Origin of the sequence: Paenibacillus sp. FSL F4-0125, assembly GCF_038008565.1 — a bacterium.
In the GTDB taxonomy this organism is placed as follows: Bacteria; Bacillota; Bacilli; order Paenibacillales; family Paenibacillaceae; genus Paenibacillus_AQ.
In genome coordinates, this window is the sequence record NZ_JBBOZJ010000001.1 from 1,960,996 (window position 1) to 1,984,074 (window position 23,079).

Consider the following 23,079-nt stretch of genomic DNA (forward strand, 5'->3'; position numbering starts at 1 on the left):
AGCATGAGTGTCATAAGAGTGTTGCTCGTAGATGATCACGATATGGTGCGGATGGGCCTTAAAACATATCTGATGCTGGAGCCGACGTTTGAGGTTATAGGAGAGGCAGCCAATGGACAGGAAGCACTGGAGATGCTGCGTGCCGGTGGACATGAAGGCTTGCCTGATCTCGTGCTAATGGATCTGATGATGCCTGTGATGAATGGTGTGGAGACTACTCGTGCAGTGCTGTCAGAATTTCCTGGTCTCAAAATCGTGATCTTGACCAGCTTCCTTGAGGATGATCTCGTCGTGGACGCTATAGAAGCTGGAGCAGTCAGCTATGTGCTCAAAACCGTGTCAGCAGAGGAGCTGATCTACGCTCTGCAAGGCGCATTCCGTGGTATGCCTGTCATGACTGGTGATGTATCGCAAGCGCTGACGCGTGGCATTCGCCAGCGTACTGTGCAAGGTGATTCCTCCGGCTTGACGGAGCGTGAGAAGGAGGTCCTGCTGCTTATTGCTGAGGGCAAGACCAACAAGGATATCGGCGAGGAGCTGCATATCAGCATCAAGACGGTGAAGACGCATGTCAGCAACCTGCTGATGAAATGCGAGCTGGATGACCGTACCCAGTTGGCTATTTATGCTCATCGGAAGGGTTGGGCTCAGGGTTAGGGATTGTTTTTCAAGATGATGTGGGTTAGTTTATGGGGGCTTAAAAGTAAGTTATAGGGAAAACCTCCCTTTAAACTTGAGTTTTACGCTTGTATACAGGATTATAGGGAAATCCTCCGTATAAATTCATTGTTTTTCTCATAAACAGCTATATTGCTGAGAATTATAGGGAGGTATTCCCTTTAAATCTTGATTTCTTGTGATTTTTGGTTAATTATAGGGAGTTTTTCCCTATAATTGTTGTTTGTTCCTTGTTCCTTGTTCCTTGTTCTTGGACTTCGTTCATGGACGTCGTTCTAGGGTTTTGTTCTAGGTTGTATGTTGGAAGTTCGGGCCGCGTTGTTTTCCGCGCCCGAGCTTCTTTTTTACTTCCCTGCCTAGGGATTGGGTTCAGAGCGAAAAGTTTACGTCCGCCTTTGAAATCCTGTTCCACCTGCAGGGTCAATTCATAGGAACATGGTTTCAACAGCGGTGTAGCCTGAAACCCAGTCCCGACCAACAGCGTGCGCCTTTTGGAACCTAGTCCCCTAATAGCTCCCTTCTGATGCCCAATCCCGTCTATTTGCCTATATCTTTTATCTCCGCTTAAATTGTTTTTAATGTGACCTTAAGGTTTAAAGTACAAAATAAGAAACAAGAAAACAAATTAATCCTTGTCAGGCGACAGGATGCAGGAGGTATATGAACATGGACGATAACAAAAACAACTTTAATCGTGACAATGGACCAGCACCAGATCGGGATTGGGACAATAATAACCATAATAGTAATAATAATCAGTCATCCGAATCCGGATCATCATACTACTATTCTTACGGACCTTTTAAATCTTTGAACAAAGATGAAAGTGACACAGGCGGAAGTGCTCAGCATTACAACCGGATGGAGCCGGAGCGGGTTGAGGTTACACCTCCACAGCCCGTAAAACCACTCCCATACAACAGTTCATTTCGCAGTACAGGCTTTGATGGTAATGGCGGTGGACGAGGTGGAAACGGCGGAGGCGGCTCTGAAGGTGGCGGTGGCTGGCAATATAATAAAAAGCCAAAAAGCTCAGTGAAAACAGTCTTGATTTCCTTCTTAGCAGGTATGGTCGTTCTCTCAGGTTCAATGTTTATGGCAGATCGAGGCAACTGGTTCACAGGGGGTGCAGCTTCAACCGTTGCTAGCTCGGAATCGAATGGAACGGCGAAGACGACGAATGAGAGTGCTAGTACTACACCTAATACTACCACTACATCTTTGGTGAAAGGCTCCCGTGATGTGACTGGCGTAGTTGATGCGGTTGGACCAGCAGTCGTCAAGATTGAGACACTAGTAAAATCCAGTTCACGTAGTGGAGGTTCATCCAGCCCGAATTTGAGTGATCCGTTTTCTCAATTCTTTTTCGGAGATCAATACGGTGGAAGTGGTTCTTCACAAAATGAGCAGGACTCGAAGTCGGATTCAAGCTCTTCATCGCAGCTTATCCCATATGGAATTGGAACAGGCTTCATTTATGAGAAATCCGGATATATTTTGACGAATCAGCACGTCATTGAGAATGCCGATGTCATCCAAGTTACAGTAGATGGCGTAACCAAACCATATGAAGCAAAATTGCTAGGCTCTAGCAAAGATCTGGATTTGGCAGTATTGAAGATTGAGGGAGATAGTGACTTCCCTACAGTTGCTCTGGGAGATTCAGATAGCTTGAAAGTCGGTTCAGAAGTAGTTGCTATCGGTAACCCACAAGGCTTCGATCATACAGTAACCTCTGGTGTTCTTAGTGCAAAAGGACGCAGCATCGATATTAATGAAGAAGATGGTAGTGGAACACGTAACTACAAAAACTTGCTGCAAACGGACGCTTCTATCAACCCAGGTAACTCTGGTGGTCCACTGCTCAATATGAATGGACAGGTAATTGGTATGAACGTAGCCGTTAGTACGGATTCCCAAGGGATTGGTTTTGCTATCGCTGTGAACACGATAAAAGAAGTCGTAGATAAACTGGAAGCGAACCAAGCGATTCCTAAAGAACCAGTACCATTCATTGGTGCAACGCTTATGACGATTACAGATGAAGTAGCTAAACAAATGGGCACGGATATTAAAGAAGGCTCTGTAGTTGCAGATATTATCTTTAAATCGCCAGCGTATGCTGCAGACTTGCGCCCTTACGATATTATTACAGGTGCAAATGGAACGAAATATGCTACAAACCAAGATCTGATTGCTTTCATTCAAACGTTAAAAGTCGGTGACAAAGTAACGCTGAATGTTGTGCGCGATGGTAAAAACTTGGATCTTTCCGTCACAATCGGCAACAAAAATGATTTTGATACGACTACTGGGCAAAGTCAGCAGAAATAACACACCGGACGGTGAATAACGCGGAAGGGGCAACCCTTCCGTTTTTTGTCTAAACATGGTGCGACTGCTACAATATAAATAAAAAGAAATGAACAATGGGGGCTGCTTGATGCGACCGAATATTCTAATTATTGATGATGATGAAAAAATTATTTCCATGCTGCGCCGAGGGCTAGCCTTTGAAGGTTACGATGTAAAGACTGCGGTGAATGGAGCGGATGGATTACGAGCGATTCTGAGCAGTGATCCGGATGTGGTGATTCTGGATGTTATGATGCCTCAGGTAGACGGATTTGAAGTTTGCCGTCGTTTGCGAGAAGGGGGCAGTAATGTGCCTGTTCTAATGCTTACGGCTAAGGATGAAATTGAGCACCGTGTGAAGGGGCTTGATCTGGGTGCGGACGATTATTTAGTAAAACCATTTGCACTGGAAGAATTACTTGCCCGGGTACGTGCGCTACTTCGGCGTAAGAGTGAGCAAAGCGGAGGCAGTGAGCAAGCGGTTACTTACGAGGATATTACACTTGATGTAGATTCACGCGAGGTCACACGTGCAGGTAAGAGACTGGAGCTTACGGCGAAGGAATTCGAACTGTTGCATTTGTTTATGCAGAATCCGAAACGTGTGCTTTCGCGGGATCTGATCATGGATAAAATATGGGGTTATGATTACAGCGGTGAATCTAATGTACTTGAGGTATACATAGCTATGCTACGCCAAAAAACGGAGGAGCATGGCGGTAAACGCCTCATTCAAACGATCCGGGGTGCCGGTTACATTCTAAGAGGTGACAACTAACATGTCTATAAGATTGCGGCTGACTGCTTGGTATTCAGGGATTTTGGCCGTTATGCTGCTGGCCTTATCAGCCGCAATTTACGGCTTTGTCTATTTTAATACGTATGGTGACTTGAAGGATCGTCTAAGATTGCAAGCTGAGCAAACGAAACCTTTATTTAGTTACGATGTCTTCAACGGAGAGTTGAAGCTCGGTGGAGTGAGACGTCCTGAAAACTCCAACATGTATACACAGATTTATACTTATGGAAGCAAAAGCTTGTCGCAATCAACGAACATGATTAACTTTGGCTTACAGTTTGATTATCCTCCTCAAGATAAAGCTGTAAAGGGTTTTCGTAACGTAGTTGTAGACGGTAATCAGTTTTTGATTTACGAGATGCCTATTGAACTAGAGCATTATAATAATAATCCAGTGGCTGTATTACAAGTCGCTGCCTATGTGAGCGAGCAGAATAAGCTATTGGAGCGTTTGAAAAATATATTGCTTGTCGGGTCTTTTGCTACCTTGATTGCGGCATTTACCTTTGGATTATTCCTGGCCCGTAAAGCGATGAGTCCGATTGGGAAAGTTATTGAGGCTACAAATGGGATTCAGACGGGGAATGACCTAAGCTCCCGTATTGAATATGATGGACCTCCAGATGAAATAGGTCGCCTAATTGAGACTGTCAATAACATGCTTGGGCGTATGGAAGGATTCTACACTGAGTTAGAGGATTCGTATGCGGCACAGCGCCGATTTGTTTCCGATGCATCACATGAGCTGCGGACGCCGCTGACAACCATTCGCGGGAATATCGATCTGCTGCAAAAAGTATGGGAGATGGAGCCGGGTGAAGGGAAGATGAGCGAGGCTGAAATTCGCCAGCTCTCGATGGAATCGGTGAAGGATATCGCGGACGAGTCTAAACGAATGAGCCGACTGGTATCTGATATGCTCTCACTTGCGCGCGCTGATACAGGGCGAACCTTCGAGATAGAACCGGTGGCACTGGAACCAATGATGACGGAGATAGCACGTCGGGCGTCATTTCTACCTCGTCAAGCGGAGTGGGTTACAGGGGATATGTCCGTCTTAAATGGTAAATATGTTGTTGGTAATAAAGATTATTTGCAACAAATGTTGTTTATTTTTATTGATAATGCTTTTAAATACACACCTTCCGGTGAGGTGAGTTTAGATACGATTTTCTATCAGAATCAGGTTGGTATTCGAATCACCGATACGGGGATAGGTATGGATAAAGATGAGGTTCCATATATTTTCGACCGTTTCTATCGTGCAGATGAATCACGTGGAATTACGGAAGGAATTGGGCTTGGCTTATCTATTGCTAAATGGATTATTGACGAACATGGTGGGTCTGTGGAAGTTGTTACACGCCAAGGCGAAGGAACTACTTTTGTGATCTGGTTGCCGCTTCTCTTTGCTCCGCCGCTGGAATAGGGTATAATTTAAAGTGTGCCCTATTACAGAAGTCAACGAAAGCAGAAAGTTGGTGAAGTCATGGAAGTCATTAAAATTTCTCCCCGGGGATACTGTTACGGAGTAGTCGATGCTATGGTAATGGCGCGGCAGGCTGCGCAAAATCTCGATCTTCCCCGGCCGATTTATATACTGGGCATGATTGTTCATAATAGTCATGTCACGAATTCGTTTGAGGACGACGGCATTATTACCTTGGACGGTCATAACCGTCTGGATATTCTCGACAAAGTAGATAGTGGAACCGTTATATTCACTGCTCACGGAGTTTCTCCTGAGGTACGCAAGATGGCTAGGGATAAAGGATTGACTACTGTTGATGCTACTTGTCCTGATGTGACCAAGACACATGATCTCATTCAGGAGAAGGTCGATGATGGCTATGAGGTTATTTATATCGGCAAGAAAGGCCATCCGGAACCGGAAGGTGCTGTTGGCATTGCGCCAGAGCATGTGCATTTAATTGAAAAAGAAGATGAGATTGCAACTCTGTCCATCCCTTCTTCACGGATTGTAATTACGAATCAGACCACTATGAGCCAGTGGGACATTAAAAATATTATGAAAAAGCTTCTAGAGACCTTCCCAGGTGCCGAAGTGCATAATGAGATATGTATGGCTACTCAGGTGCGTCAAGAGGCTGTAGCCGAGCAGGCGGGCCAATGTGATCTAGTGATTGTCGTTGGCGATCCACGAAGCAACAACTCTAATCGTCTGGCACAGGTGTCGGAAGAGATTGCAGGTGTTCCGGCCCATCGGATTTCTGATATCTCTGAATTAAACACCGAGTGGCTAAAGGGTGTAAATATTGTAGGGGTTACTTCGGGCGCATCTACACCGACACCAATTACCAAAGAAGTTATTAATTATTTGGAGCAGTACGATTCCGAGAATCCCGAGACATGGGAGATCAAACGTACAGTGAATATGGCGAAGCTACTTCCTCCAGTTAAGAATAAGAGCGCAAGTACTACTTAATGCGCTAGCGAACTTATATATTTGTCTTGAAGAAGCGCTTAATCTCGTCTATCGGGGTTGAGCGTTTTTCTTTATAGAAAAAAACGGTTTCATCTTCTAAATCAGGAAATAGGATTGACGATAATGGATTTTTGGGGTAAAATCGCTTTATCGATTAAAAGCATAAAAGCATAAAAGCTTAAAAGCGAACACGCGTCGTAGTGCGAGTGTATTCAGCAAAATTATTATTAATTTTAAGTCCAGAGAGGAAGTTATAAAATGATCGTCATTACATCCAATCAAACGCCAGAAGAGCAGGTTAAAGATATTATCGCTGTGATCGAAAGAGAGGGCTTGCAGGTACATCTCTCCAAAGGTGCAGATCATACGGTTATCGGATTAGTAGGAAGTGTTACGCCTAAGCTTGCAGAGCATTTGCGGCAAATGAAGGGTGTGGAGAACGTCGTGAAGATCTCCAAGTCCTATAAGCTGGCTAGCCGTGATTTCCATCCAGAGGATACCATTATCGATATCAAGGGTGTGAAGATTGGCGGAGAGAATCTGGTGATTATGGGCGGACCTTGTGCCGTGGAGTCTCCAGAGCAGATTGATGAGATTGCCCGTCTAGTTAAAGCTTCAGGTGCGCAGGTACTGCGTGGAGGCGCGTTTAAGCCCCGTACAGGTCCATACAGCTTCCAGGGTGTTGGTGTAGAAGGTTTAACTATGATGGCTGAAGCAGGAAAGCGTCATGGCCTGTTGACCATTACAGAGGTTATGACACCAGAGTATGTGGATATTTGTGCAGAACACGCGGATATTCTCCAGGTGGGTACACGAAACATGCAGAACTTTGATTTGCTGCGTAAGCTTGGTACTTGTGGAAGACCTGTCCTTCTGAAACGCGGCTTTAGTGCAACCTATGATGAATTGCTCAATGCTGCAGAGTACATTTTGGCAGGTGGAAATAAGGATGTAATGCTCTGTGAGCGCGGTATTCGTACGTTTGAGACTTACACTCGCAATACACTGGATCTATCGGCTATACCGGTTCTACAAAGCTTGAGTCATCTTCCGGTAATTTCTGACCCGAGTCACGGCACTGGACGTCGTGAATTAGTTGAACCTATGGCTAAAGCTTCTGTTGCTGCGGGTGCAAATGGTCTAATTATCGAAATGCACACAGATCCGGACAATTCCATGACAGGTGATGGTGTTCAATCGTTATTCCCTGAGCAGTTCGATAATCTACTTAAGGATCTGGAAAAGCTTGCTCCGATTGTTGGACGTAAGTTTTCAACTTCGCCAGAAACCGTTTCGGCACTATAATTTATAATTATATTACTACCTTTGAAGTCCTACAAACCGCGGTATAGCGGGATAGTAGGGCTTCTTTGCTGTTGGATAAGTTAAATATGGTATGAATTTAAGCGAAAATAACGGATTTCACGAAAGCGTCAGAATATCTTACATAGTTGCAAGAAATACCTGACATAAGCATTGACGATGTTAGGTATGAGATTTATAATGACGACAGCAAATAAAAATAAAACAAGAACATTTGCATACTGTGAGGGGCTTAATGTTCGGAACTTGGGGGAGGAAAAATTCATGTCGGTTGAAAAAGTGTTGCAAACAATTAAAGAAAACAATATCGAGTGGGTAGATTTTCGATTCGTAGATTTAGGTGGCCGTGCTCACCACATTTCTCTGCCTGCTTCTGAAGTGGAAGATGAAACTTTTGTAAATGGGGTAGCATTCGACGGTTCTTCCATCAAAGGATTCCGTGGTATTGAAGAATCAGACATGGTTATGATGCCTGATCCGAACAGTGTGTTCATTGATCCGTTTACAGCTCATCCAACGCTGAACGTAATGTGCGACATTTTCACTCCTGATGGCGAACGCTATGAGCGCGATCCTCGCGGTATTGCTGTGAAAGCAGAAGAATTCCTTCAAAAGAGCGGAGTTGGTACATCAGCATTCTTCGCACCTGAGTCTGAATTCTTTATCTTTGACGATGTTCGTTACGAGAGTGGTATGAACAGCTCTTCATTCTTCGTAGACTCTGAAGAAGCGGCTTGGAATACGGGTCGTAAAGAAGAGGGCGGCAACATGGCATTTAAAGTTGGCGTTAAAGGTGGATATGTACCTGTAGCACCTGTAGATTCCCAACAGGATATTCGCAGTGAAATGTGCCGTTTGCTTGCTGAAACTGGATTGCGCATTGAGCGTCATCACCATGAAGTGGCAACTGCAGGCCAAGCGGAAATCAACTTCCGTTTTGATACCTTGAAGAAAACTGCTGATAATCTCATGACTTATAAATATATTGTGCAAAACACTGCACGTCAGTATGGTAAGGTAGCGACTTTCATGCCAAAACCACTGTTTGGTGATAATGGTAGCGGAATGCACGTGCATCAATCGATCTTTGATGGAGACACTCCTTTGTTCTACGAAAAAGGCGCTTATGCTAACTTGAGCGAAATGGCTCTTCACTATATCGGCGGTATTTTGTACCATGCACCAGCTTTGATCGCTTTGACTAACCCAAGCACCAACTCGTTTAAACGTTTGGTTCCTGGCTATGAAGCACCGGTTAACTTGGTATACTCCAAGGGAAATCGTTCTGCTGCAGTTCGTATCCCAGTAGCAGCTGTGACACCGAAAGGCTGTCGTATCGAGTTCCGTACACCGGATTCCACGGCTAACCCTTACTTGGCATTCTCGGCAATGCTGATGGCAGGTCTGGACGGAATCAAGAACAAGATCAACCCACAAGAACTGGGTTACGGTCCTTTGGATAAGAACATCTACGAATTGTCTGATGCAGACAAAGAAAAGATCCGCAGCGTTCCGGGTAGTCTGGGCGAAGCGCTTGATTCTTTGGAAGCTGATTACGAGTTCCTAACTGAAGGTGACGTATTTACTAAGGACTTCATTGATAACTATATTGCTCTGAAACGTTCCGAAGCTCAAGAGGTTGCAATTCGTGTTCATCCACATGAATATTCTCTGTACTTCGATCTATAAGATTTCTTAAGTAATAAAGCATCAACAAAAAGATGTTCCTGAGCCATTTACTTGGCTGTTGGAACATCTTTTTTTGTTGTTTTAGATATATTAGATTCCAAGTAAACGAGGACATTATTGGCCATTGACATGGCTTTAGATGTCCTCGTTTTTTTGCCTGTATAGTCCAATATTTTGCCCCATATCTCTACTTTAGTTCAGTAAAGGAAACTCTAAGGAGGTTACGCTAAACCCCGCTCAGAAGCGCCGCAGGATTCTCTTATGATGAGCTCTGGCTCCACGCTGAAGGAGCTCGTGCCAGATTGATTGTTTATCAGATCATACAGCATTAACGCGGCTAGGCGACCGATTTTATCTTTATTTTGTTTAATTGTAGTCAACAGTGGTGTTGTGTAATTACAAGCTTCGATATCGTCACAGCCAATAATTGCGACGGTACCAGGAACAGCGATAGAAGATTCCTTAAGGGCACGCATAGCCCCGATAGCTAGCTGATCAGACGCTGCGAAGATCGCTCTGGGTAAATTTCCGTTCGCAATCATTCTACGCATGGTTTCATAACCGCTGGCTTCAAAGAAGTTGCTTCCGTTTAAGAACCAGTTTTCGTTGATCGGTAGTCCTAAATCTTCAAGCGCTTTGCGGAAACCACTTTCACGAATGTTGGAGATTTCTGATTCTGAGGAGCTGCCGATATAACCAAGTTCTCGATAGCCTAATAAGTAAAAGTGTTCGACTACCTTAGTGGACATCTTGAAATTATCAGACATGATATAACCCGAATTGTCGCCTGATAGCTTTAAATCTACGCCGATGCAAGGGATAGAGCTATTATCTAATTCACTGATAGAGGTTTCTAGCTCTTGTCCGGAAATAAGAAGGCAGCCATCTACATTAAAATGCAGACAACGGGCAAGATAATCATTAGTATCACCACTTTGAAATTTTTCGTTAGAGAAAAAGATAAGGTCGTAACCTAGCAGTCCCATTTGTTTTTTGAAGGAGTTTAGGACTTCGATGAAAAAAGGATGGGTAAAGTCAACATTCAGCATTCCTGCAAATATAACGCCAATTAGATTCGATGATTTTGTTGCTAATGTTTTTGCGGAATTGGAGGGAGTATATCCGGTTTCTTTTATGATTCGTTGAACTCTAGTCTTGGTATCTTCCGAAATATCGCTGTAATTATTAATGATTTTGGATACTGTCGAAACAGAAACCCCAGCGATTTTCGCGATTTCTTTGATGTTATAGGCCAAATTAAGTCCTCCTTATTATGAGAAATACTCCGAATCTATGATAAAAGTGTAGTTGAGTCAGACTTTTTTATGGATTTCAAATAGGAATTACGAAACGTTTTCGTAAATGATTTTATAATTATATAGGTATATAGTCAATGGGATATTTGGTGCACAAATAGGAATATCCTTGATATTAAAGGGTTTTTGAGTGTTTTCGTTAAAAATGGGTTCGAAAATAAAGAATAAAAAAAGACTTTACAAAGATATATAACGATGTAATAATAAAAACAACGAAACCGCTTTCTGTGATATTTTCGATTATATTACGAAAGTTTAGGAGCTAACACAAGGTTTCGTAAAAGGTCATAACAAATCATCTGGGGGGTAACAAAAATGGTAAAGAAGCTTTCTGCGGTATTGTTGAGCTCGGCGCTGGTGCTCTCATTAGCAGCATGTGGAAGCGGCAACAACACAAATGGTGAGGCTACTCCGGGCAACGGAACAAATAAGCCTGCATCTGGCGATAAGAAAGTGATTAAGATCTTGCATTGGAAACAAGAAAACATTAATAAAGCCATTACCGAAATTAATAAAAAGTTTGAAGAAAAGTATCCGGAATACAAAGTGGAGTATACGACCACGGGTCCGGATGATGAATTTAAACAAGCGCAAAGAGCGAGAATTACAGCTGGTGACGTAGATGTCCTTGCTGATTTGTCCGGTATGAGATTGTCTCCGAAAGATTGGACACCGGGTGCGAAAGTGCCAGACTGGCAACAATGGATTGATTCCGGTTTGATTGCTGATCTGAGCAACGAAGCTTTCGTTAAAAACTACAATGCGAATGATATTGCTAAAGCGGGTACTTACAATGATAAAGTGTATGCGATCCCAACCGGTAAAGTAGCGATGTCAGGTTTCTTCTATAATAAAGAAATTTTTGAACAAAACGGATTGACTGTTCCAACAACATGGACAGAATTCATCAGTGTTCTAGATACTTTGAAATCCAAGAACATCGTACCTATCGTAGTTGCTGGTAAAGATGTATGGCCTTTGAAACTGCCAGTGTTCGGCTTGCAAGCTAAGATTCTAGGCGGCGGCGACCAACAAAAATGGATTGAAGGCGTTTGGAAAGGCACTTCGGCGTTCAACGATGCTGAGGCTGTAGAAGTATTGGATAAAATGAAGACCCTTCAAGATAACTACATCATCGATGGTTTCTTGGGTATTGACTATGCAACAGCACCTTCGTATTTTGCAACAGGAAAAGCAGCTATGATCGCTGACGGAACTTGGGATGCACCTACGATCGCTGCGGCAAATCCTGATGTGAAATTTGGCTACTTCCCAATCCCAGCTACTGAAGATGCAGCTAAGAATGCTTCTCTTGTCGGTAAATACGATGTAACTTGGTATGCAGCAGAAAAAGGTCCGAACAAAGAAGGGGCTTTGAAATGGATGGAATTCTTCTCTGAGCCAGAAAACTACACTGAATATGTTAAGGCTGCTGGATTTGTACCAACACAAGATAACATTTCAACTGGCAGTGACTTCATTGATAACGAACTAGCACAATACATGGCAGAAGACTTTGAACTTGCCTATGAAATCATAATGATTAACCGCGACAATGTAGGCGAGCACATTGCTGCTGAAGGTGTACACACTGAATACCTAGCACCAGGCGGCGAATTCAAAACCGCTAAAGAACTTGCAGATGTACAACAAAAAGAATGGGAAGCAGCAGCTCCTAAATAAGCTGTTATCCCAATAAAACAGACATCTACAACATACTGTGCACCATCATGTACTACAACTTCGGGGTCTGTTCGTACAGACCCCGATGATTTTATTGAATTAGGATTGGGTAGGTGAGAGAAATGTATCCGTTCGGAAAAGGTATAAAACGATATTTACCACTTCTGCTGCTTATGATTCCATTATCGTTGTATGTTGTTTTTTATTTTGGACCCTCTATGATGACGGTCATCTATTCATTTACAGATATTACTAACGTTCCTGGAAGCAAGTTGAATTTCGTAGGCCTTGACAATTACTATAGCGTTTTTAACTCCGGAAATTCAGGCGAACGTTGGGATTCCATTATACGAACTGTTTATTTCATGATCATTGTTACAATCGTACAGAACGGTGTCGGTCTCCTTATGGCCGTAGTTATTAATCAGAAGCTGAAAGGCGATTATTTTTATCGCGCAGTTTTCTTTTTACCGGTTGTCCTCGGTGTATCCGTAGTTGCACTGGTATGGGGCTTGATGTTCGATCCGCTTAGTGGTCCTGTCAATCAACTGTATGATTCATTGTTCGGTTATAAAGATATGTTCTTTGGAAGCTTCACCCATGCGTTTGGTTATATTATATTTACGCAAATTTGGATGTACATGGGTTACTCCATGTTAATTTTCCTTGCAGGCCTTCAATCCGTACCGAAGGATCTGTATGAAGCTGGATATATTGATGGAACTACGAAATGGCAATCTTTTAAGAACATTACGTTCCCGCTTATTGCTCCATCGTTCACCATTAATATTATTTTGTCCATTATCGGTGCGATGTCCACCTTTGATATTATTCTCGCAACTACGGACGGTCGCTTTAACACAAGAACGATGGCTTATGACGTGTATAAAGAGACGTTCCGTGGTTCTCTTCAGATGGGACTTCCATCCGCGCTTTCGGTGGTACAGTTCCTAATGATTCTGGTCTTCGTTGTATTTGCAGTTAAACAAATGCGTAAGAGAGAGGTGGAATATTAATGAAAGATTCCAAAACCGCCAAAACTCTCTCCTATATTCTGGTTGCAGTATTGCTTGTTTTGTATATCATGCCGCTATTGTTTGTAATAAATATTTCATTCAAGTCTTTTTCAGATTACCTGCTAGACCCGATCGGACTTGTGAAAAGTATTCAATGGGATAACTACAAGGAAGCTTGGTTAAAAGGTAATTTCTCTAATTATTTCATTAACAGTTTGTTGTACACAGGCGTAGCGACAGTGCTAACACTAATCGTTTCGTTATTCGGAGCTTTCCCGGTAGCGAGAAATTATGTAAAGTGGAGCGGATTCATTTATTTGTTCTTCTTGATGTCACAGTTCTTGCCTAACCCTATGGTTGCACAGTTCAAATTAATGCTTACCCTGAAACAAGAGCTTGGATTTGTGGGTTATGATACGAAGCTAGGTTATATCCTCCTAAAAACAGGGGGAACTGGTATCGTCTTCATGATGTTCGTAGGTTATATTAAAGGAATCAGCCGTGAGATGGATGAAGCTGCGGGCATGGATGGTGCTGGATATATGCGTTATCTGTTCCAGATCATTATGCCATTGATGAAACCTGTTATCGCAACAGGTGTTATCCTTACGGCGATTACGATTTGGAATGACTTTGTAGGTCCAATCATGTATTTGCCAAGTCCGGAACATTATCCAATTACCTTCGGGCTTAAAGAATTCCGCGGTCAATACGGGAATAACTGGCCTATGTTGGCGTGCGGGATCATGATCGTATCGGCACCACTTATCGTCCTGTACACCTTCATTCAAAAGTATATTGTTGACGGTGCATTGGCAGGTGCGGTTAAAGCTTAAGTAGTTGTGTAAATGAGAGGATGGGGACAATGGACCGTAAAAAAATTCATGGCTTTGAATTCACTGGAAAGGATGGGGAGTTCAAGCTTCAGCAACCGGATCACAGTAGTTTCTTATACTTCCCTCTAGTAAATGAGGGGGGGATGATGTCGACCGTTACTCCTAAACTTCATGGACAGGCGACGACAGGTCATAATACATTTTTAACACCGCCATTATCTGTTGAAGATTTGCATAATTCCCGTGCTTCACGTAATTTCTGGGTATACGTCGAAGGCAAGGGTGCTTGGTCTGCAGCAGGAAATTCGGCTAAGCAAAACGCAGCGTTCTACACTTCATCTGCTGATGAAGCAGTGCTTGAGGCTGGTTTTCTATGGCATCGGGTCACTCGCAGTAACTCTGAGATGGGTGTCACAGCTGAGATTACTAGCTTCGTACCTAGAGGTAACGACAAGGTAGAACTAATGAAAGTTACATTGACGAACATTGGAACAGAGAAGATTACTCTTACACCAACAGCTGTAGTTCCATTGTATGCCCGTTCCGCAGATGATCTGCGGGATCACAGACATGTAACATCCTTGCTGAACCGGATTTACACTTCAGCATATGGTGTTGAGGTTCAGCCTGCACTTTCTTTCGATGAACGTGGTCATCGCGTTAACCATACCTCTTACGGTGTATTTGGAGCGGAAGGTGACGGAAGTCAGCCTGTTGGTTTCTTCCCGATTCAAGAGGAATTCATCGGCGAAGGTGGAAGTCTTGACTGGCCAGAAGCGGTTATTCTGAATACTACGCCAGAGATCAGTAAAGGTGGAGGCGTGGATAGAGAGGGTTATGAAGCAGTCGGTGGCCTCCGGTTTGCCTCAATTACCTTGTCTCCTGGTGAAAAACATTCATATGTCGTAGTTATGGCAATTGATAGTGATAGAATTAACGTTGAAGCGTTGATGAATAAATATGGAGCATCTGAAGCTTTTGATCAACTCCTAGAGGAGACTAAAGCGTTCTGGGCAGATAAAGTGAATATGGTTGAATTCCATACCGGCGATTCGGATGCGGATCAATGGATGAAATGGGTAACCATTCAACCGGTCCTTAGAAGACTCTATGGTAACTCCTTCTTACCATATCATGATTATGGAAGGGGCGGACGTGGCTGGCGAGATCTTTGGCAAGACTGTCTGGCACTGCTTATTATGGAACCTGCCGAAGTTCGCAGCCTACTCTTCAATAATTACGCTGGTGTGAGAATTGACGGCAGTAACGCAACTATTATCGGTCAACAACCAGGCGAATTTATTGCTGACCGTAACAATATTCCTCGAGTATGGATGGATCATGGGGCCTGGCCGTTCTTAACAACGATGCTCTATTTGGATCAGAGTGGTGATCTTGATTTCTTGTTGCAAGAACAGACTTATTTCCGGGATACTTTTATGAGTCGTTGTAAGGAACGTGATACTTCTTGGGATACCTCTGCAGGCAGTGATCTTAGAACAGCTTCTGGGGAAATCTACAAAGGTACAATTCTGGAACATATTTTGCTGCAAAACCTGGTTCCGTTCTTTAATGTAGGGGAACATAATAATATCCTGCTCGAAGGTGCGGACTGGAATGATGGTCTCGATATGGGTGCGGATCGTGGAGAGAGTGTGGCTTTTACATCTTTCTATGCTAGCAATCTATTAGATATTTCTCGGATGCTGCGTACCCTTAAGACTTCTAAAGGTCAGGAAAAGGTTGAGTTGGCAGAAGAGATGCAGCTGTTGCTGGATACGCTTAACGAACGTGTGGATTACGGTTCTATATCAGGCAAGCATGAGAGATTGGATCGATATTATGCCGCGGCACCAAATAAGGTGAGTGGAGTTCGTGTATCTCTAGATATTGAAAAAGTAGCTGATGATCTGGAACAAAAAGCGGAATGGATATTTAATCATTTGCGCAACAACGAGTGGGTACAGAGTGAGAATGGCGATGGCTGGTTTAACGGTTATTATAATAACGATGGTGAACGGGTAGAGGGAGAATTTTCTGAAGGCGTTCGGATGACACTTACGGGTCAAGTATTCCCGCTTATGGGGCACGCAGCAGCTCCGGAGCAAATTCCACACATTATTGCTGCTGTAGATCGTAATCTACTAGATGACAAGATCGGATACAGGCTTAATTCTCATTTCGGAGGGATTCAGCAGAATCTGGGTCGTGCTTTCGGCTTTGCATTTGGTCATAAAGAAAATGGGGCCATGTTCAGTCACATGACGATCATGTATGGAAATGCGTTGTACAAACGAGGTTATGTAAAAGAAGGTCATAAGGTTCTCGAATCTCTTTACAACTTGAGTACAGATTTCGCAAAAGCTCGTATCTATCCAGGGATTCCTGAATATATTAACGAGCAAGGCAGAGGAATGTACACATATCTAACAGGCTCGGCAAGCTGGCTCTTGCTAACCATGGTCACTGAAGTATTTGGTGTGAAGGGTAAACTGGGCGATCTATTGCTAGAACCTAAGCTAGTAAAAGAACAATTTGATTCCGAGGGGAAAGCATCCATTAAGACGATCTTTGCAGATCGTGAGTTTGAGGTGGTCTATAAAGCCACAGGAAGCTTTAATTACGGAGAGTACCAAATACACTCCGTTACCTTAAATGGCAGCGAGGTGACGCTGCAGCGCGGCTCAGGGAGTGCGATTATTCCGCGTGAAGATCTACTCGCTCTGCAGACAGAGAAGCGTCACGTGATTGAAGTGACTTTGGCGTAATCATAACTAGATTTTATTAAAAGCGTCTGCACCGTTATGTATAGCGGCTGCAGACTTTTTTTGAAAAAAATATAAAAACTAAGCTTCTTCATAGATGATATAATGGGGCTAATTTATTTGTTGAATGATTAAAGGGGCGTGTGAAGGATGGGCTGCAAACTGTCAAATGGCGTATTATCTGTAGATATCGCTGATATTGGAGAAGCATATAAAGGGACTCGTTTTGACTGGACGGGGTTTATCACACAAGTTACGTTAGAAAAAGGTAAGCATACTTTTTGTGTGCCAGAAAGCTTGAAGGAAGGCGAAGGTACTGGCGGAAGTGGACTGTGCAACGAGTTTGGCATTTCCCGGGCAATTGGGTATGATGAAGCGCCGATTGGAGGCTGGTTTCCAAAGCCCGGAATCGGACTGTTACAAAAGCAGGACTCGCAGAGCTATATCTTTCATAACGAGTATCCACTAACCCCCTTTACTGTTGATAGGGAGGTTAATAATGATTCGGCTTCATATACTATCCATCCGATGGAAAGTAATGGATACGCGATGCTTTTGACCAAAACGATCTCTATAAAGGACGACCAATTAAAAATTGCATATGAATTGCATAACAAAGGGAATAAGCCAATCCAAACCGAGGAGTACATCCACAATTTTATTGGAATTGATGGTTTAAATATAGGTCCGGATTTTGAGTTGCGCCTCCCGAATGGGCTCAAAGTTATGGAACCAGAATCTCAATACACGAACAATTTGCTAGAGGTATCTGGTAATACCCTTACTTGGTCAGAAGAGCCAGACCGGTCCTTTTATTGCAAGTTGAGTGGCTGGGGAGGACCGGAAGCCGAGTTCAATTGGGAGTTGGTTCATAAGCCTAGTGGAACAGGAGTACGCGAGAGCGGAGATTTCCCAGTAGCACGAATGGCGTTATGGGGAGAACGCCATGTGGTCTCTCCTGAAGTTTTTGTGAACATTAGTCTTTTACCGCATGAAAGCAAGTCCTGGAGCCGAACTTATCATTTTTTCACAACTTAATAAGCAGTAATCCAAGCCTTTATGTGAATAATTATACTTGCTGGTGTGTAAGATTATTGCTATCATAAGCGATATCCATATTGATAGGAGAGAAAGGGTGGGGAGTAGTTTTGAATAAGAGAGCATACAATTTTAATGCCGGACCGGCAGCATTGCCGCTTACGGTACTGGAACGCGCACAAGCGGAGTTTGTTGATTTCCGAGAAAGTGGAATGTCTATCATGGAGATGTCGCACCGTGGAGCAATCTACGAATCCGTGCATAATGAAGCGCAGGAACGTCTGCTTTCGCTCCTCGGCAATCCGAAGGGCTATAAGGTATTGTTCGTACAAGGTGGAGCAAGCACGCAGTTTGCTATGATTCCTATGAACTTGATCTCTGAGGGCCAAGTAGGTAGTTATGTAATGACAGGAAGTTGGGCTGATAAGGCTTTTAAAGAAGCTAAATTGGTCGGGGGCGCTCATGTAGCCGGTTCTTCAGAAGATAAGAAATTCGTAGCGATTCCAGAGTTAAGCTCGATCAAGGCTGCGGATAATGCGGCTTACCTTCATGTAACTTCCAATGAGACCATCGAAGGAACGCAGTATGCGGAATTCCCAGATGCTGGTTCGATCCCGCTAATTGCAGATATGTCTAGTGATATTCTATGTCGTCCAATCGATGTAAATCAATTTGGAATGATCTATGCTGGAGCTCAGAAGAATCTTGGTCCTTCCGGTGTGACTGTGGTTATCGCTAAAGAAGAATTGCTTGCAGAATCACCTTCTAACATTCCAACAATTATGCGTTACAGTACTCATTATAAAAATAACTCTCTTTACAACACACCTCCATCTTTCTCTGTATACATGGTTAACGAAGTGTTAAAATGGATTGAGGAGCAAGGCGGTCTAGCCGGCATCCAATCCAAGAATCTTGAAAAAGCGGGTCTCTTATACGATCATATCGATGGAAGTGACGGCTTCTACAGTGGTGTTGCTGAGAAGAGCAGCCGCTCCATTATGAATGTTACCTTCCGGATGCAATCGGAAGAACTCGAAAAACGGTTTGTTAAAGCCGCTGAGCTGGAAGGTTTTGTCGGCTTAAAAGGACATCGCAGTGTGGGTGGCTTGCGCGCTTCCATTTACAATGCAGTTCCTTACGAAAGTGTTAAGGCACTTTCTGATTTCATGAACCATTTCCGGCAAACTCAAGGTTAATGAACTCTATCGTAAACCTTCCGCCTATGGGTGGAAGGTTTTCAGTTTGTTTGGAGAAGCTATGGTTATGCACTAGAATAAAACATCTGGCTATCAAGCCTTTAGAGAGGAAGGAACCATATAATGGCACTCCATATCGTATTAGTTGAACCGGAAATCCCGGCCAATACTGGAAACATCGCGCGTACCTGCGCAGCAACAGGCACTCATCTTCACCTGGTTCGCCCACTCGGATTCCGTACAGATGATGCTACATTGAAAAGAGCAGGATTAGATTACTGGCATGCCGTTAACATTGAATATCACGATTCTTTTGCTGAAGTGCTCGAGAAGTATAGCGAGGGACGTTTCTTTTACGCAACAACGAAAGCTGAGAAGAGATATAGTGACTTTGATTTTCAAGATGGAGATTTCTTTGTCTTTGGTAAAGAAACGAAGGGGCTTTCTGCTGAAATTCTGGAAGCCGGAAAAGAAACAAAAATGCGCATGCCAATGAGTGATGCCGTGAGATCGCTGAATTTATCGAATTCTGCGGCTATTATTGTATATGAAGCCCTTCGCCAGCTGGATTTTCCGAATCTTGTTTAGAAAAAAGACATTTTTTTTGTTTTTTTCAGCAGGATTCGACATTTTAATAACGAAATATAATGAATGAGCCGAAATAAATAGTAGCTACAAATTATTAGTTGAACAGGAGAGGTGTACGTTAGATATGAAACCTGCTGGTGTAGTTCGCAAAGTGGATCAGCTGGGTAGAATTGTTCTGCCTAAGTCCCTGCGTAAAAGGTATCAGATGAATGAAGGCGACCCGGTTGAAATTTTGGTACAGGGTGACCATATTATCCTGGAGCGCTATCGTCCAAAATGTGTTTTCTGCGGATCAATGGAAGGTGTAAGTGAATATAAAGATCGTTATATTTGCGCTGCGTGCCTCTCAGAAATGACCCAATTGCCGAGACACGCCTAGGAAGTACATATTTACTAATTTAGAATTCGACGGCCTATAGTTTTCTAAATAAAGGAACTGCCCCATTCGTAGATATCGTCTACTTTATGAGGCAGTTTTTTTATACAAAAAATGCCTCAGAAGCCAAGAGCCTCTGAAGCATTAGTATAAATATAAGAATTTATATAGATTTCACACCGTAAATTAATCGTGCTGGTTTTCGCAGAAACGGGTACCGCCCCAAAAAGGACGGCAATACCGTTTCTTCTTGCTTATAAGCCTTTTGTTTTGTCGTCGTTGTAAGATGAGGTAAGGATGCCGGCCATAAATAACACAAATACGAACGTTACGATCCAAAAGGTTAATGAGAACGACATACTGGCACCTCCATTAGCAAATGTATTCGTTATCAAGATTATAACCTGCAAATCAATAAAAATAAACGCAAATGTGATATGTTGCATAGACATTTTAATATAATCATTCAAAAAACAGGAAATTAGTCGGTACAGCTCTAAGATTTCCGTCCGAAGGTTTGTTGACTACTCTTCCGTTGAAGATAAGTGATGATGATCCTCCACCGTCCAGATTATAAGCATCCATCACGCCCATGTTATATAGCTTGTTCTGAATTTCCTCTAATTGTGCTCCAGAGCTACCTAGCTCATTATAGCCATCTGCTACAAAAATGAGAAGCTGATCATCCTTATAATTACCGATAACTGTACGTGGCGCCCGATTGGGGGAGGTTTTCCACTTTTCAGGGATGGGCACTTTGGTGTTGTTCTTCAGTAGAACAGGCACAAAGGTTGCACCGAATACGGGTTCAAGTTGATCTAACTGTGCGCGACTGTAGAATTTTCCGCCGATTAACTGTCCGGACTTGTTCAGTCCTACGAAGCTGAGGTCCTTGAAGGTCGGCTCGAAACCATTGAGATACTTTCCATCAACCACAGTCGTGCTTAACGGGTAGCGTTTTCCGGATTGATCTGCAAAACCGCCTGCATTAATACCAGCAATGGCTCCATTACGCTGTACGGCATGCATAGTTGTTTCCGCACCGGAGGCTGTCTCCGCCAGGCTCATCTTCATAGCGGTCGGATCCTTCAGTTTGATTTTCAAAGCATAAGCTTTGTAGTTTCCTGGATTCAATCGATATAACTCAACTCTAATACGGTCGCTGCTAAGAATCTCAGAAGGGATTCCAAGCTTGGCAGAAATCCGGCGGTTATAGATAAGCTCAGGACGGCTAGCTTGCGTTTGCGCTGTTTCAACCAGCTTATTCATCACAGCAGTGGTTCCTTTATATAGCTTGGCGCTGGCGCTGATTGCATCTATGGTGTAGGATACAGTGCCTTCAGCTAGGGCTAAATCTTTTTTTAGTATGGCTGTTTCATTCAACGGCCCTGAGATAGGTGTGAATTGTCCTACATCAAGATCCAGCTCGATCGGTGGTCGATACCACCACATACATATCAGTAAACCTAGAAAAGGTGCGGTTAGAAGCAAAAAGAAACGGTTTACTCTTTTGACAGGCGTCATCATTTGATCAGATCCATTTGCTTCTTCAAAGCTTCTAACTGTTTGTTAACCTCGTTCAATTGCGTATATAGCTTATTACTATTATCTGTCTTGGCACTAGCATTATCTTTAGTGAAGGTTAATAGTTCGTTAAAACTTTGCACAGTATTCTGCAATTCCTTCACCTCTTCGGTCAGAACGGCAATTTTTGACTCATAGTCGGTCTTCAGAACGGTAAGCTGCTGCTGGCTCTGAGTGCTAAGTTCGCTCAGCACCTGCTGCTTCAAATGGTTCGTGTAGCTGTAAACAGCATATACACCAATTCCAATCATCACGATCCAGAACAGTAAAAACCATTTTACGGAAGGGCCGCTTCTCACAGCAGCACGGCGCGAGTGTACCGGGGACGTTTCCGCTAGCGGTTGCATTTGATCACCTCGGGTTGGTCTTTTTTTCAAGTCCCCATTCTATCAGACTTTGACTAGTTTCGCAAAAATGAAAGAGAGTGTGAAAACTAGAAAAAGTAATTGCATCCTATTAAACTACTGCGATACAATTTCTATAGATTGGAATTCTGATAGACGTACTCAAGGTAACCAGCTAGAGAATAAACGGACAAGTCATCATACTTCCTTGCTTGCGTTTAAACCGGAAACGCTGCGGCGCTTTCCTTTCTGGATGATTATATAAAGCAGGGGGTCTGGGCATTAATGATGAAGGTTTGGCAGGTGGTTATTGTGGGGTGTCATCCTACAAGTATGCTGGGGACGAAATTGATTTTGGAAGAGGGAGGAGAGCTTAAGGTTCTAGGAATGTATTCAACTTGGAACGAAGGCGCTTCCATCGTAAGGGAAAAGAATCCCGAGCTAGTGCTGGCAGATTATCATATGCCTGAAGGTAATATTGAGAGTGTGCTGTTAAATATGAAAAAAAGCTCACCAAACTCACATTTTGTCGTGATGACAGATGAAGATGGCAGGGATCTGCTTCAACCCCTCATAGAGCTGGGAGCGAGCGGGATATTCTCCAAAGGCGCTTCTCCTAATCAGCTTTTACAGCTGATCCTGGGTTTGCGAGTGGGTTTTCTTTCAATGCCGCTAGAATGGATAGAGAAAGGATCCTGGCCGATTTCGACATCTAAAGGGCTGGATGATGTTCTTCAATTGACGCAGACAGAGATGTTTATTATGGAGCGAATCGTACAGGGGATTACCTATGATAAAATAGCGCTCGAAATTGCAGTAAGTCGTCGTTCGATTGACAATTACTTGCGCAAAATTTATGTGAAGCTTGATGTTTCGACGCGAGCGCAAGCCATTGAGAAATTCGCTCTCTTCTCAAGACAAAACAGGCAAATCTACGCATAACCCAAGCTATACGACATAATGACGGTAAAGGTGGAATATTCTTGAAATAGAAGAAAGCATATCATGTTGAATGGATAATTGTCCTTGGAAGAGGATCACCAA

The 23,079-nt window shown here is 43.3% G+C and carries 20 protein-coding genes; 16 read left to right on the plus strand and 4 right to left on the minus strand.

Translation table 11 applies throughout. From position 1 onward, the window contains the following. Nucleotides 1-3: 3 nt before the first annotated feature. From NST74_RS08575 to glnA, 7 genes are all read left to right on the plus strand, one after another. On the plus strand, nt 4-657 hold the full coding sequence (locus NST74_RS08575) for a response regulator (RefSeq protein ID WP_042186223.1): 654 nt from the start codon (nt 4-6) through the stop codon (nt 655-657). 687 nt (nt 658-1,344) lie between these two features. After that, nucleotides 1,345-3,012: a S1C family serine protease gene (locus tag NST74_RS08580; protein WP_341111501.1), complete on the plus strand. Its 1,668-nt coding sequence runs from the start codon at nt 1,345-1,347 to the stop codon at nt 3,010-3,012. A gap of 109 nt (nt 3,013-3,121) precedes the next feature. Beyond that, nucleotides 3,122-3,811, plus strand: a complete 690-nt coding sequence (locus NST74_RS08585) for a response regulator transcription factor (protein ID WP_042125657.1) — start codon at nt 3,122-3,124, stop codon at nt 3,809-3,811. A gap of 1 nt (nt 3,812) precedes the next feature. Then, nucleotides 3,813-5,261: a sensor histidine kinase gene (locus tag NST74_RS08590; RefSeq protein ID WP_042125658.1), complete on the plus strand. Its 1,449-nt coding sequence runs from the start codon at nt 3,813-3,815 to the stop codon at nt 5,259-5,261. A 60-nt stretch (nt 5,262-5,321) separates the two neighbouring features. Beyond that, a complete protein-coding gene (locus NST74_RS08595; protein WP_042125660.1) occupies nt 5,322-6,278 on the plus strand; it encodes a 4-hydroxy-3-methylbut-2-enyl diphosphate reductase in 957 nt (318 codons plus the stop codon). A gap of 258 nt (nt 6,279-6,536) precedes the next feature. Beyond that, nucleotides 6,537-7,583: a 3-deoxy-7-phosphoheptulonate synthase gene (aroF, locus tag NST74_RS08600; protein ID WP_076119233.1), complete on the plus strand. Its 1,047-nt coding sequence runs from the start codon at nt 6,537-6,539 to the stop codon at nt 7,581-7,583. Nucleotides 7,584-7,865: 282 nt separating this feature from the next. Then, a complete protein-coding gene (gene glnA / locus NST74_RS08605) occupies nt 7,866-9,290 on the plus strand; it encodes a type I glutamate--ammonia ligase (RefSeq protein ID WP_042125664.1) in 1,425 nt (474 codons plus the stop codon). A 221-nt stretch (nt 9,291-9,511) separates the two neighbouring features. On the opposite strand, the gene NST74_RS08610 is transcribed toward glnA, so the two are convergent. Further along, the gene (locus NST74_RS08610) at nt 9,512-10,546 is read right to left on the minus strand and encodes a LacI family DNA-binding transcriptional regulator (protein ID WP_341111505.1); all 1,035 of its coding nucleotides are present in this window, start codon (nt 10,544-10,546) and stop codon (nt 9,512-9,514) included. 375 nt (nt 10,547-10,921) lie between these two features. Here NST74_RS08610 and NST74_RS08615 point away from each other — a divergent pair, with 375 nt between their 5' ends. The 8 genes from NST74_RS08615 (at nt 10,922) to NST74_RS08650 (ending at nt 20,110) form a co-directional block, all read left to right on the plus strand. Continuing rightward, nucleotides 10,922-12,289 carry an ABC transporter substrate-binding protein gene (locus tag NST74_RS08615; RefSeq protein WP_341111509.1) on the plus strand — a complete coding sequence of 456 codons (1,368 nt, stop codon included), beginning with the start codon at nt 10,922-10,924 and terminating at the stop codon, nt 12,287-12,289. A gap of 122 nt (nt 12,290-12,411) precedes the next feature. Next, on the plus strand, nt 12,412-13,305 hold the full coding sequence (locus tag NST74_RS08620) for a carbohydrate ABC transporter permease (protein ID WP_042125669.1): 894 nt from the start codon (nt 12,412-12,414) through the stop codon (nt 13,303-13,305). Beyond that, a complete protein-coding gene (locus tag NST74_RS08625) occupies nt 13,305-14,141 on the plus strand; it encodes a carbohydrate ABC transporter permease (RefSeq protein ID WP_341111510.1) in 837 nt (278 codons plus the stop codon). Before NST74_RS08620 ends, NST74_RS08625 begins: the two co-directional genes overlap by 1 nt. A gap of 29 nt (nt 14,142-14,170) precedes the next feature. Further along, entirely contained in the window at nt 14,171-16,909 is a 2,739-nt protein-coding gene (locus NST74_RS08630) for a GH36-type glycosyl hydrolase domain-containing protein (RefSeq protein ID WP_341111512.1), read from the plus strand. Nucleotides 16,910-17,056: 147 nt separating this feature from the next. Beyond that, nucleotides 17,057-17,944 carry a hypothetical protein gene (locus NST74_RS08635; protein ID WP_341111514.1) on the plus strand — a complete coding sequence of 296 codons (888 nt, stop codon included), beginning with the start codon at nt 17,057-17,059 and terminating at the stop codon, nt 17,942-17,944. Between the two features lie 110 nt (nt 17,945-18,054). Beyond that, the gene (serC, locus tag NST74_RS08640; protein ID WP_076119239.1) at nt 18,055-19,143 is read left to right on the plus strand and encodes a 3-phosphoserine/phosphohydroxythreonine transaminase; all 1,089 of its coding nucleotides are present in this window, start codon (nt 18,055-18,057) and stop codon (nt 19,141-19,143) included. Nucleotides 19,144-19,266: 123 nt separating this feature from the next. Beyond that, on the plus strand, nt 19,267-19,731 hold the full coding sequence (gene trmL, locus NST74_RS08645; RefSeq protein ID WP_042125678.1) for a tRNA (uridine(34)/cytosine(34)/5-carboxymethylaminomethyluridine(34)-2'-O)-methyltransferase TrmL: 465 nt from the start codon (nt 19,267-19,269) through the stop codon (nt 19,729-19,731). 124 nt (nt 19,732-19,855) lie between these two features. Continuing rightward, nucleotides 19,856-20,110: an AbrB/MazE/SpoVT family DNA-binding domain-containing protein gene (locus tag NST74_RS08650; RefSeq protein ID WP_039871533.1), complete on the plus strand. Its 255-nt coding sequence runs from the start codon at nt 19,856-19,858 to the stop codon at nt 20,108-20,110. A gap of 251 nt (nt 20,111-20,361) precedes the next feature. On the opposite strand, the gene NST74_RS08655 is transcribed toward NST74_RS08650, so the two are convergent. From NST74_RS08655 to NST74_RS08665, 3 genes are read right to left on the minus strand one after another with little or no spacing between them, the layout of a single operon-like run. Then, nucleotides 20,362-20,559, minus strand: a complete 198-nt coding sequence (locus NST74_RS08655) for a hypothetical protein (RefSeq protein ID WP_341116026.1) — start codon at nt 20,557-20,559, stop codon at nt 20,362-20,364. Between the two features lie 10 nt (nt 20,560-20,569). Continuing rightward, the gene (locus tag NST74_RS08660) at nt 20,570-21,634 is read right to left on the minus strand and encodes a phosphodiester glycosidase family protein (protein ID WP_341111517.1); all 1,065 of its coding nucleotides are present in this window, start codon (nt 21,632-21,634) and stop codon (nt 20,570-20,572) included. Then, nucleotides 21,631-22,038: a hypothetical protein gene (locus tag NST74_RS08665; protein WP_042125682.1), complete on the minus strand. Its 408-nt coding sequence runs from the start codon at nt 22,036-22,038 to the stop codon at nt 21,631-21,633. The genes NST74_RS08660 and NST74_RS08665 overlap by 4 nt, the downstream gene beginning before the upstream one ends. 282 nt (nt 22,039-22,320) lie before the next feature. On the opposite strand from NST74_RS08665, the gene NST74_RS08670 reads away from it, so the two are divergent. Next, nucleotides 22,321-22,977 (plus strand): response regulator transcription factor, encoded by a 657-nt coding sequence (locus NST74_RS08670; protein WP_042125683.1) that lies wholly within the window; start codon nt 22,321-22,323, stop codon nt 22,975-22,977. Nucleotides 22,978-23,079 lie beyond the last annotated feature (102 nt).